We start from the raw sequence: 17,417 nt of genomic DNA, 5'->3' as shown, positions 1-17,417 counted from the left end.
TTAATTAAAGAGAATTTCTAAAAACATGCAGAACCTCAAAAAATCATAGATTTTTTATGCCTGCAAAAACCAGGGGTTTTGCGGCCGAGGAAATAAATTTCCTCCGGCATGTAAAAATCTGCGATTTTTACGGTTGCGAATTGAAAATTCGCAAACATAGAAAAATGCATAGCATGCAAACACTTCGTGTTTGCTGTTACAAAATCGTAGATTTTGTAAACATTTTTCTCCAGCTATGTTCTGCGGCCCAAAAAATCATAGGTTTTTTGACGGTTCTGCGAAATTAAAAATTTCGCGAACCCAGAAAAATCAGAGATTTTTCGACGACCCTTAAAATAGAGATGTGATATAAATTACTATAATAATTAATAATATTAAACAGGTTTAAAGGATGTATTTTTCAATATAAACGTCTGAAATCATTAATTAGAATTATCCGAAAATGAAAAATAAGTATCCCCGAAACGAGGTTAATAGAAATTCTCTGTTATATTTAATATTATTAAGTTACAGGTTTTTCTTTTGATGTTCCTGATTCTTTTATAATGACTCCTATTGTTCCACCAATAGCTCCAACAACTGCCCAGATAACAATTAATAAAATTATTGCATCCAACCCAACTGCTGCTTCTATTATTCCCAATAACGCTTTAAAACCCATAATTGAAAAGATTCCGGCGATTATTGCCCCTATAGTACCCACTAGTGCACCATGAACTGTGCCATTTGTATAGTTTCCACTAACAGAAAAACCTACATATATTGTCGCTAAAAGTACGCCGGCATATTCGCCCCATGATCCCGATATCATTTTAAAGAGCGTTGCCAGTATTATTGCTAAGATTATACCAGTTATTATGGGTGTCGATTTTATTTCAACCATCATTTCACCCATTTTCATTTATCTATGTTTAAATATTAATACATTTCTTATTTATTTTTAAATCTATATCCAAACTTAACAAAATACATGCCATGCGGTTAAACTAGTCCAAAGATATATTTGAAAATATTTAACCCAGTTTTCATGTTTAAATTAACCTTTTAAACCTTTAAAAAAAATTAATCTATAAAAAATAAAAAAAAACAGTTTTCATAACTATTTTAAGATTTTTAAACCGCAGGCTCTCCTTTTATTGAGAAGTACACGCTGATGATGAACCCAATAATTCCGCCAATGGCCCCAATAATACCATAAAGTATTGATTCTAGTGATAAAGCTGTTATTGAACCAGTGGTTACTACAAAAGTTCCAAAAATGACTCCTGTAACAATTAAAGATGCTAGTCCTCCAATGAAACCTATAATTGCACCATAAATTGCACCGTTTATATAATTTCCATTAATACTGTAACCAACATATATTGTTGCTAAAAGATATCCAATAATTTGTCCAGTAGTGCCTCCATTTGATCCAAAAGCTGCCCCAATGGTTAATCCAATGAATCCAAGAAATTCAGATAATACTACCGCTAAAATGAAACCAATAATTACAGTTCTCCAGTTGACCATGTTTTGACTTCCTTAGTTTTTAATCTAGTTAAACTTTATATTTTCTTCTTAAATACTTAAAATATTCTTTAATTAATTAAAAAAATAACCTGAATTTCAATTTTTTATTTGATCACTTAAAATGATAATTCAAAATCAACTTATTTAAGCTATCATAGCTCCAAAAGCTCCTCCAACTGCACCTAAAATTACGTCAGCAATTATTTCAACCAGTAAAAGAACACCGAATGATTCCACTATATAGGGTCCTCCCCCCACAATTAATACAATGATTACAGCAACTATCCCCCCAAGAATTCCAATTAATCCACCGTGAATAGCTCCAAAAATCAAAGATTTTTGTTTTTCAGAAAATCTGCGATTTTCTGAAACCCCATTCATCCAATTATAATTAACCATGTACCCTACAATTATACCTGCGGTTATAACTCCAATATATGAACCAAAACTTCCAATAACCTGGTTTAAAATTGAAGTAAAAATAACTGTAAGAATGAAACCAATAATTACTGCCTTCCAGTTTACCATGTTAATTCCTCTAATAATTCCAGATAAGTGTAATATAAACTGTTATTATATAAAAAGGATAGTTCAATCTGAGAATTTATAAAATTCAAAAAAAGAGAAATAAATAAAGTTTCTAGTTAAACTCTTCTTCCAGTTACTGCAGAACCTATAATACCGCCAATTGCACCTACGATAATGTCAATTATCCATGCAATTATTAGAGCTGCACCTATTACTGATCCTGCTAAACCAAATGAAGAACCAATTAATAATCCGAGTATTAATGCTATTATTCCACCAACAAGGCCTGCTATTGCACCGTGTACTGCTCCTGTTGCTATATCTGTATCAACCATGTATCCCACTACTATACCTGCTATTAACACTGCTATCATTGGACCATAAATGAGAGAAACCATTCCAAAAATTATTGCAAGTACTATGGCTATAACAGCCCCTATGATTACTGCTCTCCAGCTAACTATCACAGTTCTCACCCCCTTTATTATTAATTTATATTATATTTTTATTAACAATCCCTAATATATTTTTCTTTAAGCTATGGCTTTTGGGAAAAGATAAGCTTAAAAAAGTTAATATTTAAAAATAAGAGTAATTAAAATGTTTTAAATGAATTTTTAAAATGTTAAAAAAATTAAAAAATAATTTTAAATTCAGTTCCACCATTGACATTAAGTTCAATTTTTCCATTAAGCTGTTTTACCAATTTATTTACAAGTCTTAAACCAGAAGTTTCTGTATGCTCAAGTTTAAAACTTTCAGGGAGACCCATACCATTGTCAGACACAGTTAACCATGTTTTATCGTTGGAATGGAATTTAATTTGTACTTTCCCTTTAATTTCAGATTTAAATGCATGTTTAAGTGAATTTGTAACAAGTTCATTAATAATAAGGCCACATGGAATTGCAACATCAATATCAAGGGGTATACCTTCAATATCCATCTCAAGATTGATTAAATTAGAATTGGCCCCATAAAAATCAAATAAATAATCTGTAAGATCTCTAATATACTCTGCAAAATCAATCATTGCAAAATCTTCAGACTGGCAAAGCTTTTCATTAATTAATTCAACAGCTTTTGCACGATTTTCAATTTCCTGATTAAATTCACTGGAATTCTTACATCCATTTTGCAGATATTCACTGTCTATTATACTTATAATTGTATGCAGACTATTTTGAATTCTACTTTGAATTTCGTCGAGAAGTATCTTTTTCTCCTCTAAAGATGCCATAATTTCCTCTTCTGCCCGTTTACGTTCATTTATTTCTATTCTAAGTTGTTTATTTGCTTCTTTCAGCCCAAGAGTACGCTTTTCAACCAGTTCCTCTAGATGATCCCTGTGTTTTACCAGTTCTTCTTCTATCTGTTTCCTTTCAATGGCATAAAATATAGAACGTGCCAGTAATTTACCATCAACTTCCCCTTTCATCAAATAATCTTGAGCTCCCTCATGTACTGCGTCCAATGCTGCTTCTTCATCAGCAGCACCGCTCAATATTACAATGGGCAAATGTGGGGCATTTTTATATGCTTCAATAAATGTTTCAATCCCAAATGAGTCAGGTAAATTAAGATCAAGTAATAATACATCAAATTCATCGTTTTTAATAGATTTAAGTCCTTCATCTAAACGTTCTACATGTTTAAACTCAAAACTAAATGAAGGAATTTCCTTAAGCATTTCCTGTATCAACCGGACATCTTTAAAATTATCTTCTATTATCAAAATCCGAGTAAGTTTCATCTTATTAATACACTCCGATGATTTTTAGTTTTAACCCATAACCCAATTACAGTTTAACCTCTTCAGCTTTCTTTAAATAATGTTCAAACAACCGATTTCCCCAATCAATCGCTTCAACATCTTCATCTATTAAATATTTATGAAGATCATATATTCCATCAGTTGAAAACAAGCCCAGTGCAATAAATTTATCTGTTACTGTAAAAGACATTCTTGCATCGTCTATCTTCCATATTTTAAAATCTTTTTCTTCAGTCGCTTTTTTCAAGTTTTCTCTGCCCTTTATTTCGATCCATTTATCCAGTATTTCAGGCGTTACCATAAGCTGAAGGGAACTGCTTTCCAGTAAATCCTCGAACATCTCTATTTTTTGAGGAAGAAGGACTGAAGATATGTAATTAATCTCTTTGGCCTTTGATAAAAGTTCAGCATAAACTGTATGGGGTTTCATAACATCTGTAGGCGTAGACTCGACTACCACCGAGTTTTTTAAACTACCAATAGTTTCAAGTAAATATTCAGGGATAGCCTCTATTTCATGCCTTAAAAATATTTTTTCAAGCTCTCCCAGAGATGTAGAAGCTTTTATGAGACTTATTAAATGAATTGCGACAATTTTACCGGTCTGAGAAAGGGAATAACCTCCCGACTGCTTAAGTATGAAATTTTTTTCATCGAGCTGGTTCATTCCATGTAAAATAGTTGCTGAACTCAAATTTGTTTCGTCTTTAAGGTCGCGTAAACTTTTTAATCCACCATTTAAAGTTATAATAATCCTTGTTCTAACATCAGAAGCTGTGAGAAACTTTAAATCATCCCTTACTTTTCCATAAAGCTTTAAAATCTCTTCAGACATATTTTTCCCCTTCAAATCAAATAATGATTATTATCATTGCTATTTTATGCCAATAGTATGATCTTATCATTTAAGTTATATTTTAATTATTTAAAATAATGAATTACTCATTATCTAAAGATAAGAAATCAATCAAATACATCAAGTTGATAAAGAACAATTTGTTTTTTTTAGTTATTATTTTTTATCATATGAGATTCGTAACTCCATACATCAAAGAAGCAGTGTTCTCAATCAGTATTAGTAACCTTAAAGCTACAAAATTAGATTGGTTTATTATAAAACCTTTTAATTTGTAATTAAAAGCTATAATTCATTATTTAGACTTTTATACTAATAAAATTGGTTTATTACTAAATTAAATATGTTTAAATGATTTAAAATTATATTTAAACTAAAAAATAGCAAAATCTTTAGTTTTTATGAAAATAAAAGCATTGATAAATTTAAACATGCAAATTAAAATGAAATTGTGGGTTTTATCCCCCTTTATTCATTTTATCAAGCTCTTTTAACCCGTGCTTATATTCTCTTTCTCCCATTTCCTTATTGTCAAATAGAGATTTCAATTCCGAGGCAATACTTTCACGGGTAACTTTTTCTTTCCTATCCATAATGTTAGTAACTGCCATTCTAAGCTGAGGATATTCATCAGTGATATCTAGAAGACTGGATGCTCTCTGTGTTTCTGGATTATCCTTAAGCTGAACACTGACAACTTCTAAATTAGCCGCTTTAGCATTTATACTCGATGGTGCAACAGCTTTAACCGTGATTCGAGAGATGTTATCATTAATAGATTTTCTAAAAGTTTCAAAGTCAACTGAATAACTATCTTCCAAATTTGTCATGGATTTATTAACAACATGATTTAAACTGTCAATAAAACTGTAGACCCTTCCTCCCCTTTCACCATAAATAGTGCCGTTTTCAGGATAATAAGAAGTTATAAGCCCACAAATCCATTTAACCTGAGTATCATGGTCTGTTATTATTATATAAAACTCATTTATCTCTTTCTTTTTGACCTCTCTTTTTTTAATATCCCCCACATAAATCTCACCGGAAATTTCTTCTTGAGGCACTAATTCATTTAAATATTTAACAGCATAATTTTCAGTCCTTTCTTTACCACTTTTTTTTATCCCCAAATCCAGCATATAATCACCAACCGATCCGTACTGTAGTATTATTTGTTAATGATTCTATATTACTATTTTTGATAATTGATACTACCCTGATTTTGATAGAAAAAAATAAAAGTTATAACAACATTACGCCGTATTCTTTCCTTAACCGTTTACATTCAAAAATAGCATCTTCCTTTAGCAAAAAAGAACCAAATTTACGCTGTTTTTTGTTAATACTAAATGCAATAGCCCATCTTCCAGATTTATGCCTGCTAACTCCAGGATAATCTCTTATAATAATTGGAGCATCGGTTACTTCCCTGTAACTAAAATTATATCTGCTAAGTCTGCATAATCCTTTAACATTTCTTAACGATTCTGATTTAATTACTGTGCCATGCTTTTGTAATCTGCGCTGTATAGTCGAGGCATGAGTATCATACAGTTTTGCTATTTCATTCAATGTCAAAAGTAGATCCCAATACAAAAATGTTAAATAAGAATTATCTGGAAGATCTGGCCTATACTTTGGATTATCTTTGCCTTTATTGGAAGAATCATATTCTTCCACATCGTATATTTTACGTAACCTTTTACATTCTTGAACTGCGTCTTCCTTTAGTAAAAAAGAGCCAAATTTATGCTTTTCTTTATTTATATTAAATGCAACTCGCCATCGATTATTTCTTTTATCAAAATTTACTCCAGGATAATCTCCAATGGTTATTTTATCATCTGTAACCCATTTATGCATCGAATTGTACCGGCTCAATCTGCAAAGGCCTTTAGTATTCTGCAATGGTTTATTTTTAGGGACAGACCCATAATTTTTAAGCCTGTGGTTAATATGTTCTTTGGAAGTATTGTACAATTTTGCTATATCTCCAGAGGTTAAAAGTAAATCAGCGTATAAAAAATTAATATAAGAAGCATCAGGGACATCATGCCTATATCTTGGGTTATTTTTACCATTTACAATTCCACTATTTCTGACGGTTTTGCCCATCTTTTTAGCTGTTTCTGGGTTTTTCATGGGATTATTTCTAGTTAAAAGTAGAGATTTGTGTTTTTTCATTGAAGGAGTATGTCTTACCCCTCCACCACCAATTAATATATTATAGCCGTATTTTTGATCAGTACTTTTATATCTGGCAATATATTCCATTTCGAGCTTATCTAATGCTTTTTTTGATGTGGCGTAGTTTAAAACTTGAAAATTAAAAACATTTCCATATTTATTAAAACTGCTTTGTAAATGGCGGCTGTGATGTGTATTCATTCTCAATTTTTTAAGGTGATCTTTCCATCTTTTATCTGGTTTCCCGGTAGTTTGGCCAATATACACTTTATTCGTTTTATAATTTACGATTTTATAAATATGCCCGTATACCATAAGTATACCCCTAAATAAGAGACGCAATAAATTTATTTCTAGATAATGGAAGGGCGAATTTCTCTAAAATAATATTAAATGCATTAAATAGAGGTGCTGTACCGCCCTTCTATTTATTATTAATTTTTGGAGATATCATACTTTATGGTACTAAAAAATATTGACTAAATGCAGTTGCTTCTTTGTTTTATAGCTAAAGCCATTTATTTCTATAATAAATCAAAAATTGTTTATATTTTATTAGGAAAGTAGTATTTATGAGTATTTTTTCATTAAGCTTTTTAATATTAGGAATAATTTTTATAATTTTACCTAGCTTTGCTCTTCTTGAATATAAAAGAAAATTTCCAGAAAGAAAGTTAGAAAATAAATCAGCATTTTTGATGTATCCTGTAGGAATTCTTTATATATTGGGCTCTATTACAGGTTATATTTGGATAATATTTCCATTAACAATGATTGCACTTCTTATATCCCTTCGTTTGGATATATATTATCATAAAAAGAAATATTCTTCCTCTGATTCAGATATTTAAAAAGAATATTCTTGAAAGATATGAAAAAGCTTTTAATATTAGTATTTGGCTTAATAAAATAGCTAATATTAGTTTTATTTTTCTTAATTTTAATTATATTTCTATTGTTATTTACGCAATTATATCTTTAAAATAATTCGCTAAGCGGTATTTCCAGCCCTTAGACGGAGTCTTTTCACTGGGAGGGTGCGGGACTATTTTGTTAAATACGAGATATTGCGAAGTTTTAAAAAATTTTTTATTTTTTCAAAACTTGGGAGCTTGCGACCGGACGTAATATCTCATGTATTTAACGAATAGGGTGGATCATATATACTCCCCGAATTCCAGACGCTCTTATTTGGTTTCATAGAAAAAGGAATAATTTAATAATATTGTTAGTAAATTAACATTATGCGTAAATTTAATCCAGTAATCAGCATAATTAGTGGAATTATCGTTACAATTACGATGGCATATGTTGGGTTTTTAATAATAGATACACCTAACTTTGGAATATTAGACATAATTTTATTATGTTTTTCTTTAGTTATTGGAGGATTTATATCCACTTATTTTACTGAAAAGAGACGTATTGTATATGGAGTTTGTGAAGGGCTGATTCTTTCAATAATGTGTGCTACATATGTAGTGGGAACTGGTAAAGGACTCAGCTATATAAACTATATAGCTGCTTACATTAATGTAGCCCTTGGATTTGTTTCTGCCACATATATAGGGTCCATTCTAGGCCGAAAAAATAGGTACATGTATTAATTTTTCTTAGCAATTTAAATTTTAATAAAAAGAAAAATTGAACTTTACAGAACCAATAAAAAAAGATTTCATAAAGAAGAAGCCATCAATAGAATTCATTTGATTGGTGCCTTTTATTGGATTCTTTGAGCACATTCAGTAGAACTAACGTCTTTTTTTATCAGGTTGAAATACTGCAAAGCTCTCCCAAGGAACTAATCACTTCTATTTCTTTAAAGGCCTAATCTCCCGCTAGGGCATACTATTCTAGGACTATATTCTGGATCCAACTAAGGGATTCTATAAAAGGTCACTCATCTTTGCTACTTTAGACTTGAATTTATTGCTTTTATTTTAAAAATAGAGGTTTTATGGTGCTTTAATAAGGCGCTATAATGCATTTTCTAATAAAAATAGGAGTTTATAATATTCGTATTTAGAACATTTTATCACTCCTGCTTTATATTATTTATAACAGAATATACTTTTCTCAACTTTTTATTATCTTGTAACTTCTCTAATAATTGGGAATATCTCTCAAGATTTTTTTCATTCTCTTTGATATTTTGGAGATAGAAATTATATTCATTTACGTTCTTAAATTCAATTAAATGATTAAAATAGAAAATTAAAATACTATCAGCTATACTTTTTGACAAATTCCTATCTTCTTGAGATATAATGCCTGTTTTACCTTCATGAACTAATTTGTTTCTTTGGTTGTACAAATATCTGATTCTTTTCTCTAAGAATTTTTCAATTGAAAATTTAAGATGAGTGCTCAATATTTTTTTCATTATTCTTATTATACTATCATCATTTTTCTTTCCTACAATTTGTTTAATCACATATTCTGAAATTATCCAAAATTTCAAAAAAGAATAATCTAAATCCTCTTCAAGGCATGCGGAGTAATATTGTGAAAGAGATTTCTTTAAGATGAAAAATAATCTATTTTTATCTTTTTTAGATTGTTGACATTTTTCTATTATCCTATAAACTGATTTATATGTAGGTAAATTTCGACAAATATCTAAATCTTTGCTTTCATTTAATTGTTCAATAGTATTTTTTAATTTAACGTCTAAATCAACTCTTAAATGAAAATCATCAGGATTTATTAGCTCTTTTCCGTTTCTTAAAACAATATGATATTTTGGTTCAATTTCAAAAATACTATAATTAGCATTTCCATATGAATATGGTCTTGTAAAAAAATTTTTTATAAAAGCCAAAGATCCTAAGAAAAAATCAATTATAAAATTAGCTTCATCATATGCAAAGATGTAGTCTCTAGCTTCAATTTCTAATTTTAAAGTTTCTCCATTTGAATAATTAATAAATTTATTAATTAAGTCTTTTAACGTGTTTTCGGTATTGGAATCGTCAATATTATAATCAATTGAATCTAATCTTTTTAAATTAAATAATTTTAGGATATACTCAAAAAATTGTTTTTCTTTTCCCTTACGTTCAGTATAATGTAAATTACCAATCGAAGGATATTTTTCAATATTTATGAAAAAAATAAAAATGTAGTTATCCATTTTATTTTTTCTAAGCTCATCAATTTCTTTATCTAAAAATTCTAGTAGTTTCATTGTAAGCAAATCATCTTCAACACTTTTAAGATCAGAAAATAGCTTCTTTAATTTTTTGTAATCAGTAACTGATTCCAAAGAAGCATTCATTCTGTTTAATTGTTGTTCAATATTTGTTTTTTCTAGTAAATAGCTGAAAATAAGATCTTTATGTTCTTTATAATAACGAGATTTACTTGCAATGATATTACCATCATTTACATACTTAGTAATATTTTTAATTAATTTATTTAGTTCTTTTGAATGTTGATATTCAAATTTTTTATATATCTCCTCTTTTGAATTAATATTTGAAATATGCAATATAGCCCCTTTAAAATTAAAATTATTATTATCTATCATTTTTTGGGCTTTTTTTTGCTTTAATTCATTAATTCTCTTAAATTCTTTACTTTCTTCATTATCGGGCAATTTAATATGCATAATACAAAAATCATCTTCAAAAACTTCTTCATTGCACCCCTCATATTTACATTTCATTTCGATCACACATCAATTATAGATTAATTAAAAAAAGATAAAAATTTAGCTTTCTTGAGTAATTTTCACTGTCCATGAACCGTCAGCTTCTACATTTAAAAGATAATCCCCTTCAGGCACATTAAATGCTTGTGAACCATTGTAAGCGCCGATTTCATTTACCACGTATTCTTGAACATTTCCATTAGTGTCCATCAAATGTACAATGAAATTAGAATTTCCATTATGTGTCATTTCGAACCTAGTTAATCCACCATTCAAATGGAAAGTTTTAGTAGCTTCCTGCCCTTTACCAGATAAAACAATTGGCTGACTTGTAGTATCTGCAGATTGTGTATTATTAGACACTGTTGTCATAGTTGACTGCGAATATGTCGATGCTGTATCTGAAGATGACATTCCACTTATTCCCAAAGCAATTAATCCTACTATTACAAATAGACAACAAAAACCAATTAAACCTATTCCATATTTCGAATTACTACTTTGATTATCCCACCAATCTTTTATTCCTTCTTGAGTACTTTCAGTGTTGGTTAATGATGTTCCACAATTTTCACAGAATTTTGCAGCATTTTTATTTTTATTCCCACAATTTTGACATACTTTTGCCATTTTATCCCCTTCACATTAAATACCGTTTTATTCAATGTAATAATAATATTTACTATTATAACTAAATAGAAATCGTTATATTGTGTATTATCAAATAAAAAAAACATCGTTAATCTATAATCAAACTAAAGATCATAATAAACAGACTAGTTGAACTGTAGATAATAAAAAATCCAAGCTTTAATAGTTTCTAATCATTTTTCCACTTTTTACTTGAAATATTAGATTGACCCCTTCCAGAAACATGAAAAGTTTCACCTTTTAAACTTGCCAGCAAAAATCTAAGTTCAGCTTCTTGAATTGCTTCCATAAGGTGCATATATTTGGTTTCAGGTGAGATTACTCTGTTAAGTCTGAAACCACTTTTATCAATCATTACTCAAATTATTAGAATTATTTTATAAGCTCCTTGAGCTAGAGCACTTGAAAACTAATTTTTATGAATTCATAAAGCTTAAAATAGTTGGGGGTGACCGGAATCTTAAATGATCCCAATCGTTAGTGCCTTTTACGTTTTTAAAATAGAATATAGTTGAAAAAGGATGTGAAATTCCTTTTCGTTTAATTTAAAACAAATAATAACTTTTTTCCATGTGAAAAGTACTAAATTTAATTATAAGGAAAATAGTAGCCGTATTTTACTTGAATAAAAATAAAAGAATTATTTTTCTTGTTTTTTTATACAATCACGCGCAATCAAAATCAATTTAGTGAGCTCCATCCCTATAGCTCCTTTTTTCATCATTCCAAAATCTTTAAAAGCTTCATTTTCAAGAAATTCTGCAGCTTCTTTGGTTACCATACCCCGAACCATAATTCTTTCTGCTTCTGACCATTTCTTCTCTAATTGTTTAATTTCCTCTGATTCTCGCGACATTATAAAATATGTTTTTGAATATGTACTTATTTTTTTCTTCAAAGCAGTAAGTAACTATTTATATGTTTACTTATTACTATATAGCAACAAGGCAATAAGTTAAAAATAGGTAGTTTAAAGTATATTTTGAAAAGGTGTTTGGAATGAGTAAAGCTAAAAATAACGATTTAAAGCATGAAATGAAGAGTATCAAAAACGAATTGGCCGCTACACTCATAGAAAATATGATAAAAACAAAAAGAACCGTTACAAAATCAGATGAAATCGAAAAACTGCAGAATACATCTCTTGATGTTCTCCTTTTAATTGATGAATTTAAAAACAGGTTTGAAAAACTCGGCCAAATAGCAAATGAAATCGCTGCAAAAGAGGGCCGAACCATTGTAACCTACGAAGATGCCGAAAAAGCCCTTAAGCAAATGCGAACAGAAAAATAAAAAATTGATCCCAAATTGATTGATAGCTACTCCATAATCCTTAAAATACCACAAAACCCCCACAAATAGCTTTATTTCTGTACATTCTTTCAGAATATAATTGTATCCAAAATTTTAATTTCAATGAGCACCATAATATGATTTGTTTTACTCGGATTTGGAAGACAATTATATGTAAAAAATGGGGCAAAAAATGACAGAATATTCTCTTATCCATAACGGGACTTTAATTAACGGCACTGGAGATGAACCTCTCCTTAATGCAGCTATTTTAATTAAAGATAACGAAATTGTTGAAGTTGGTGAGGAAAACTTAATTACCCTGCCTGATGAGGAAATCAAAAGGGTTGATGCCGGCGGGATGTTCATTTTGCCGGGATTCATAGATACCCATATGCACTTAATGGCAAACGGGTTTAAAGATAAAGATACGCTCTATGATCCCCTTTCACTCTATTTTTATAAAGGCGCGGAAAACTGCAGGAAAACAATTGAAGCAGGCGTAACTACTGTAAGAGATGCAGGCCTTGCAGATCTAGGCGTTAAGATGGCAGTTGAACAGGGATTAATACTAGGCCCCCGGATACTGATCTGTGTAATGCCCCTTTCTATAACTGGCGGACATTTTGATTTCTGGCGTGCTTCAGGTTTTGACATCAAGATTTCTTACCCCGGTCTCCCCGAACATATTTGTGATGGTGTGGAGGAAGTACGTAAAAGAGTTAGAGAAATAATCCGCTGCAAAGCAGATTTTATTAAAGTAATGGTCACAGGCGGAGTTATGAGCGCCAATGACGGCCCAGAACATACACAGTTTACAGTGGAAGAATTGAAAGTTATGGTGGAAGAAGGGAAAAATCATGGCGGAATAAAAGTAATGGCACATGGACATGGGGCTGAAGGGATTAAAAATGCTCTTAAAGCGGGTGCTCATTCAATAGAACACGGGAGTTACTTAGATGATGAAGCAATTCAAATGATGATAGATAAGGGCACATACCTTGTGCCGACATTTGTAGTTATGCACCATAACAAAAAACTTGCCGAAGCAGGTGCGTTACCCGAATGGGGAATAGAACAAGCCATTGAAATTGTTGATATACATAAAAAAAATATAAAGAAAGCTTATGAAGCTGGTGTTCGCATTGCAATGGGTACTGACTGTGGTGTTGTATCCCATGGGATTAATCTGGAAGAATTAGGCTTTTTATGTGATATGGGGATGAGTGCAGAAGAAGCCATAGTAGCAGGGACTAAAACTGCCGCAGAATGCATTGGATACGATGACAAAATTGGTACAATCGAGGAAGGTAAATTAGCAGACGTTATAATCTGTAAAAAAGACCCTATTGCACATATAAGGGCTCTTGGAAATCCAGATAACATAATACTGGTAATGAAAGATGGGAAAATTGTAAAAGACCTCAGAAATTAATATTTAATGTATATTTTAAAATGTCTTAATTATTTCACTATATTATTTATACAATTATATTTTTAGATGCTTTATTAAACTGATTTTGATAAAGTAACCATTTTAAAGATAATATTTCATATTATACTTTCCAAGATCTCTAAGTTAAATTTTATAAATATAATATATCTTCATATTATACGTCCAATTAAATTATCCCCTTTTAGACATATTCTTTTTGAAAGTAATGGCTGTTTAAATTAACAAGCCTATTTCTAAATTTATGCTCATTATGAAATTTAACTGGTTAATTATGAAAATTAGAAACATTTATAAATGTAAAATCCAAATTTAATTACTTAAATTCATAATTAAGATAAAATTTATAAGATAAAAATCATGCATATGAAAATTTATTTAAAAGGGAGATCTTAATTAAAAAACTAGATAACACTTGTTAATTTTACTGGAGAAAAAAAATGAAATGGTGGTTAATTGCACTGGCTATTTTAGCCCTCATTATAGGTTACTCTTACGTTACAGTTTCAAACGGCCCTATTGAGCCTTTAGGAAGACTTTCATTCGTTAAATTATCTAACCCTGACTTTTATCCAGGACACCCCCACTCTGAGCTTTTTGCACAGCAGGTTAATAAAACCGGTTCTAAAGTAGGTTTAATTGTACACATGTATGGAGGTTCCAATTATCGTAGTTACCAGGAAGGGGATATTTACATAATTGAAGTAGCATATATTGACACTAAAGGTGCGGGTTCAGTAAGTTTAAATCATATTGACTTTTTAGACTCGCTTAAAGTAGCTTTATTTGGTGTTCCAGACGGCAGATATAAGTACATGTCTGACGGTCATGTTTACAGCACTTATGACGAGATGATGGCCCATGTCAACGAACTTGCCGAAGAACACGGCCAGGAAGGGCCAATTCCAATGGCTTATCATGGAAATGCCAGAATTGGTAACCCTGTTCTAGAACCCGGAGATGGATTCCCATTATACTTCCAGATACTGACAAAAACATACGGAATAATCCCTGCCTATGTCTACATGATTTCAGGAATGCTCGACCCATACTTCAACAACCCATATAGAAACTTTGAACTAGGACACGCTTCTCAGTTACAATACTACTACAATCACGGTTTACTCAACGAAAACTATACTGAAGTCAATTCAAGCACCAAATCATATTACCACAACCTGTATCAAAGTAACCTTGCAAAAGAGTATGAATAAATCAAATAAGGTTTAAATTGTTATTTAAATCAAGTTTTAGGGAAGCAACACCCTAATTCATCTATTTTTTATTTTTAATTTAAAAAAAATTAAAATTCCTCTTTTTTAAATGAATCCGCAGGATATTCTACAAAACCGTTATAATACTAAATCTACATATTATATTATACTAATTCATGACATCTGTGGAGGAGTTAAAATTAATCATGATGATTCTAACCATGAACATATGCATCATGAAAAACATGGTGAAAAGGGTAAGTGCATTGTTTGTGGCCAGCAAATGGAAGAAGAACACCGCGTACATGGTGAACATGTTCATACCGGTATGCTCAAAGATTTAAAAAGAAGATTCTGGATATCATTAATTTTAACTGTACCCATACTCATTTTATCCCCTACAATTCAGGAATTAATTGGACTTGGAGCATCAATTAGATTTCCAGGAGATTCATATATCTTATTTATTTTATCTTCCATTGTTTATTTTTATGGCGGCTATCCATTTTTTTAAGGGTTTTACAATCAATTAAAACTACGAGTTCCTGGAATGGATACGTTAATTTCCGTTGCAATTACCAGTGCTTATTTATACAGCAGTGCAGTAGTTTTCGGCCTCATGGGCGAAGTATTTTTCTGGGAACTTGCAACATTAATTGACATTATGCTTATAGGCCACTGGTTGGAAATGAGATCTGTGATGGGCGCTTCCAGAGCTCTTGAAAAACTGGTTAAGCTCATGCCATCAAGTGCCCATAAACTAATGGATGATGGAAGTACCATGGATATTCCATTGGATGAATTAGTGGTTGGAGATCATGTGCTTGTTAAACCCGGCGAAAAAGTCCCTGTAGACGGTGAAATTATTAAAGGAAACACTTCTGTTGATGAATCCATGCTTACAGGTGAATCACAGCCGGTTTTTAAAGATATTAATGCTGAAGTGATTGGTGGATCAGTTAATGGAGATGGATCCATTACAGTTGAAATTAAAAAAACAGGAAAAGATTCATTTTTATCACAGGTTATAAACCTTGTTAAAGAAGCTCAAGAAAGTAAATCACGTACACAAAATATAGCGGACCGTTTTGCAACAGGACTTACCGTAATTGCCCTTAGCGGTGGATTTTTAACATTTTTAGTCTGGTTTATCTTTACTTCATTCGGCTCTGAGTTTGCACTGGAGAGGGCTGTAACTGTAATGGTAATTACATGTCCTCATGCACTTGGACTAGCAGTTCCACTCGTTGTTGCTGTTTCAACAGCTTTATCTGCACAAAATGGACTTTTAATAAGAAATCGCGCATCTTTTGAAAAATCAAGAGATATAAATGCCATAATATTTGATAAAACAGGTACACTTACACGTGGGAAATTCGGCGTGACTGACATCCTTCCTTTGGGTGAATACAGTGAAAATGAGATTTTAAAATACGCAGCTTCACTTGAATCATATTCTGAGCACCCTATTGCAAAAGGAATTGTAGAATCTGCAAAGGAAACTTTTAATGTTGAAGATTTTAAAGCAATTCCTGGAAAAGGAGTTCAGGGAATCATTGCTGGGAAAAAAGTGGAAGTGGTTAGTCCAGGATACTTAAAAGAAAAGAACATCTCTATTTCAAATGAAAATTTGAATGAACTCTTTTTGCAGGGAAAAACTATTATTTTTGTAATTATGGAGGGCAAGCTTAAAGGAGCAATTGCACTTGCAGATATTATAAGAGAAGAGTCCAAAGAAGCCGTACAAAAACTCAAGGATATGGGTATTCAATGTATAATGATTACAGGAGATAGAAAAGAGGTTGCAGAGTGGGTAGCAAAGGAAATTAGCCTTGATAAATATTATGCAGAGGTTTTACCCCAGGAAAAAGCCCAAAGAGTTCGAAAAATCCAATCTGAAGGATTAATTGTTGCTATGACTGGGGATGGTATTAACGACGCTCCTGCACTTGCACAGGCAGATGTGGGAATTGCAATTGGTGCAGGGACTGATGTTGCTATTGAAGCAGGTGATGTTGTTTTGGTAAGGAGTAATCCTCTTGATGTTGTTTATGTAGTTAAGCTTGCAAAATCTACATATCGCAAAATGATCGAAAATCTACTATGGGGAACTGGATACAATGTTTTTGCAATTCCAATCGCTGCAGGCATTCTTTTTGCATATGGAATTATATTAACCCCTGCAGCAGGGGCCATATTAATGTCAGTAAGTACCATAATTGTAGCTTTTAACTCAAGATTCTTGAAAATAGAGAAGTAAATTGAAAAATTTTGGGACATATAAAAGTTGAATGTGA

General features: G+C 31.1%; 18 protein-coding genes and 1 pseudogene. 7 read left to right on the top strand and 12 right to left on the bottom strand.

Going from position 1 to position 17,417, the window contains the following annotated elements; all coding sequences use genetic code 11:
• Positions 1-502 precede the first annotated feature (502 nt).
• From EJ01_RS05130 to EJ01_RS16385, 8 genes are all read right to left on the bottom strand, one after another.
• Positions 503-895 carry a DUF5518 domain-containing protein gene (locus EJ01_RS05130; protein WP_245611155.1) on the bottom strand — a complete coding sequence of 131 codons (393 nt, stop codon included), beginning with the start codon at positions 893-895 and terminating at the stop codon, positions 503-505.
• 218 nt (positions 896-1,113) lie between these two features.
• Positions 1,114-1,512, bottom strand: coding sequence for a DUF5518 domain-containing protein (locus EJ01_RS05125; RefSeq protein WP_048081596.1), 399 nt, complete (start codon positions 1,510-1,512; stop codon positions 1,114-1,116).
• Positions 1,513-1,656: 144 nt separating this feature from the next.
• Positions 1,657-2,040 carry a DUF5518 domain-containing protein gene (locus tag EJ01_RS05120; RefSeq protein ID WP_048081597.1) on the bottom strand — a complete coding sequence of 128 codons (384 nt, stop codon included), beginning with the start codon at positions 2,038-2,040 and terminating at the stop codon, positions 1,657-1,659.
• Between the two features lie 116 nt (positions 2,041-2,156).
• Complete coding sequence (locus tag EJ01_RS05115; RefSeq protein WP_052375867.1) at positions 2,157-2,507, bottom strand: DUF5518 domain-containing protein; 351 nt, start codon at positions 2,505-2,507, stop codon at positions 2,157-2,159.
• Positions 2,508-2,674: 167 nt separating this feature from the next.
• Entirely contained in the window at positions 2,675-3,793 is a 1,119-nt protein-coding gene (locus EJ01_RS16390) for a response regulator (protein WP_052375865.1), read from the bottom strand.
• Positions 3,794-3,839: 46 nt separating this feature from the next.
• Positions 3,840-4,649, bottom strand: a complete 810-nt coding sequence (locus EJ01_RS05105; RefSeq protein ID WP_048081598.1) for a helix-turn-helix transcriptional regulator — start codon at positions 4,647-4,649, stop codon at positions 3,840-3,842.
• Between the two features lie 479 nt (positions 4,650-5,128).
• Positions 5,129-5,809: a hypothetical protein gene (locus EJ01_RS05100; protein ID WP_048081599.1), complete on the bottom strand. Its 681-nt coding sequence runs from the start codon at positions 5,807-5,809 to the stop codon at positions 5,129-5,131.
• Between the two features lie 103 nt (positions 5,810-5,912).
• The gene (locus tag EJ01_RS16385; protein ID WP_052375864.1) at positions 5,913-7,172 is read right to left on the bottom strand and encodes a GIY-YIG nuclease family protein; all 1,260 of its coding nucleotides are present in this window, start codon (positions 7,170-7,172) and stop codon (positions 5,913-5,915) included.
• 257 nt (positions 7,173-7,429) lie between these two features.
• Here EJ01_RS16385 and EJ01_RS05090 point away from each other — a divergent pair, with 257 nt between their 5' ends.
• Together EJ01_RS05090 and EJ01_RS05085 are read left to right on the top strand one after the other, a co-directional pair.
• Positions 7,430-7,708: a hypothetical protein gene (locus tag EJ01_RS05090; RefSeq protein ID WP_048081600.1), complete on the top strand. Its 279-nt coding sequence runs from the start codon at positions 7,430-7,432 to the stop codon at positions 7,706-7,708.
• A 393-nt stretch (positions 7,709-8,101) separates the two neighbouring features.
• Complete coding sequence (locus EJ01_RS05085; RefSeq protein ID WP_157197598.1) at positions 8,102-8,464, top strand: hypothetical protein; 363 nt, start codon at positions 8,102-8,104, stop codon at positions 8,462-8,464.
• A 428-nt stretch (positions 8,465-8,892) separates the two neighbouring features.
• Here EJ01_RS05085 and EJ01_RS05080 read toward each other — a convergent pair whose 3' ends face one another.
• The 4 genes from EJ01_RS05080 to EJ01_RS05065 all read right to left on the bottom strand — a co-directional run bounded on the left by EJ01_RS05080 (position 8,893) and on the right by EJ01_RS05065 (position 12,016).
• Positions 8,893-10,524 (bottom strand): HEPN domain-containing protein, encoded by a 1,632-nt coding sequence (locus EJ01_RS05080; RefSeq protein WP_048081602.1) that lies wholly within the window; start codon positions 10,522-10,524, stop codon positions 8,893-8,895.
• Positions 10,525-10,569: 45 nt separating this feature from the next.
• Positions 10,570-11,139 carry a zinc-ribbon domain-containing protein gene (locus tag EJ01_RS16380; protein WP_052375861.1) on the bottom strand — a complete coding sequence of 190 codons (570 nt, stop codon included), beginning with the start codon at positions 11,137-11,139 and terminating at the stop codon, positions 10,570-10,572.
• A gap of 190 nt (positions 11,140-11,329) precedes the next feature.
• Positions 11,330-11,515, bottom strand: coding sequence for a hypothetical protein (locus tag EJ01_RS05070; RefSeq protein WP_048081603.1), 186 nt, complete (start codon positions 11,513-11,515; stop codon positions 11,330-11,332).
• Positions 11,516-11,800: 285 nt separating this feature from the next.
• Positions 11,801-12,016 carry a hypothetical protein gene (locus tag EJ01_RS05065; RefSeq protein ID WP_048081604.1) on the bottom strand — a complete coding sequence of 72 codons (216 nt, stop codon included), beginning with the start codon at positions 12,014-12,016 and terminating at the stop codon, positions 11,801-11,803.
• Between the two features lie 143 nt (positions 12,017-12,159).
• On the opposite strand from EJ01_RS05065, the gene EJ01_RS05060 reads away from it, so the two are divergent.
• The 5 genes and pseudogenes from EJ01_RS05060 to EJ01_RS05045 form a co-directional block, all read left to right on the top strand.
• Positions 12,160-12,453 (top strand): hypothetical protein, encoded by a 294-nt coding sequence (locus EJ01_RS05060; protein ID WP_048081605.1) that lies wholly within the window; start codon positions 12,160-12,162, stop codon positions 12,451-12,453.
• 193 nt (positions 12,454-12,646) lie between these two features.
• A complete protein-coding gene (locus tag EJ01_RS05055) occupies positions 12,647-13,888 on the top strand; it encodes a metal-dependent hydrolase family protein (RefSeq protein ID WP_048081606.1) in 1,242 nt (413 codons plus the stop codon).
• Positions 13,889-14,346: 458 nt separating this feature from the next.
• Positions 14,347-15,120, top strand: a complete 774-nt coding sequence (locus tag EJ01_RS05050; protein ID WP_048081607.1) for a hypothetical protein — start codon at positions 14,347-14,349, stop codon at positions 15,118-15,120.
• Positions 15,121-15,229: 109 nt separating this feature from the next.
• Positions 15,230-15,634, top strand: coding sequence for a hypothetical protein (locus tag EJ01_RS17775; protein ID WP_245611154.1), 405 nt, complete (start codon positions 15,230-15,232; stop codon positions 15,632-15,634).
• Positions 15,635-15,652: 18 nt separating this feature from the next.
• Positions 15,653-17,380: pseudogene (locus EJ01_RS05045) on the top strand (heavy metal translocating P-type ATPase); the annotation flags it as partial.
• Positions 17,381-17,417 lie beyond the last annotated feature (37 nt).

The organism is Methanobacterium veterum (genome assembly GCF_000745485.1).
Classification (GTDB): Archaea; Methanobacteriota; Methanobacteria; order Methanobacteriales; family Methanobacteriaceae; genus Methanobacterium_D; species Methanobacterium_D veterum.
This window is presented reverse-complemented; position numbering and strand designations above follow the sequence as displayed.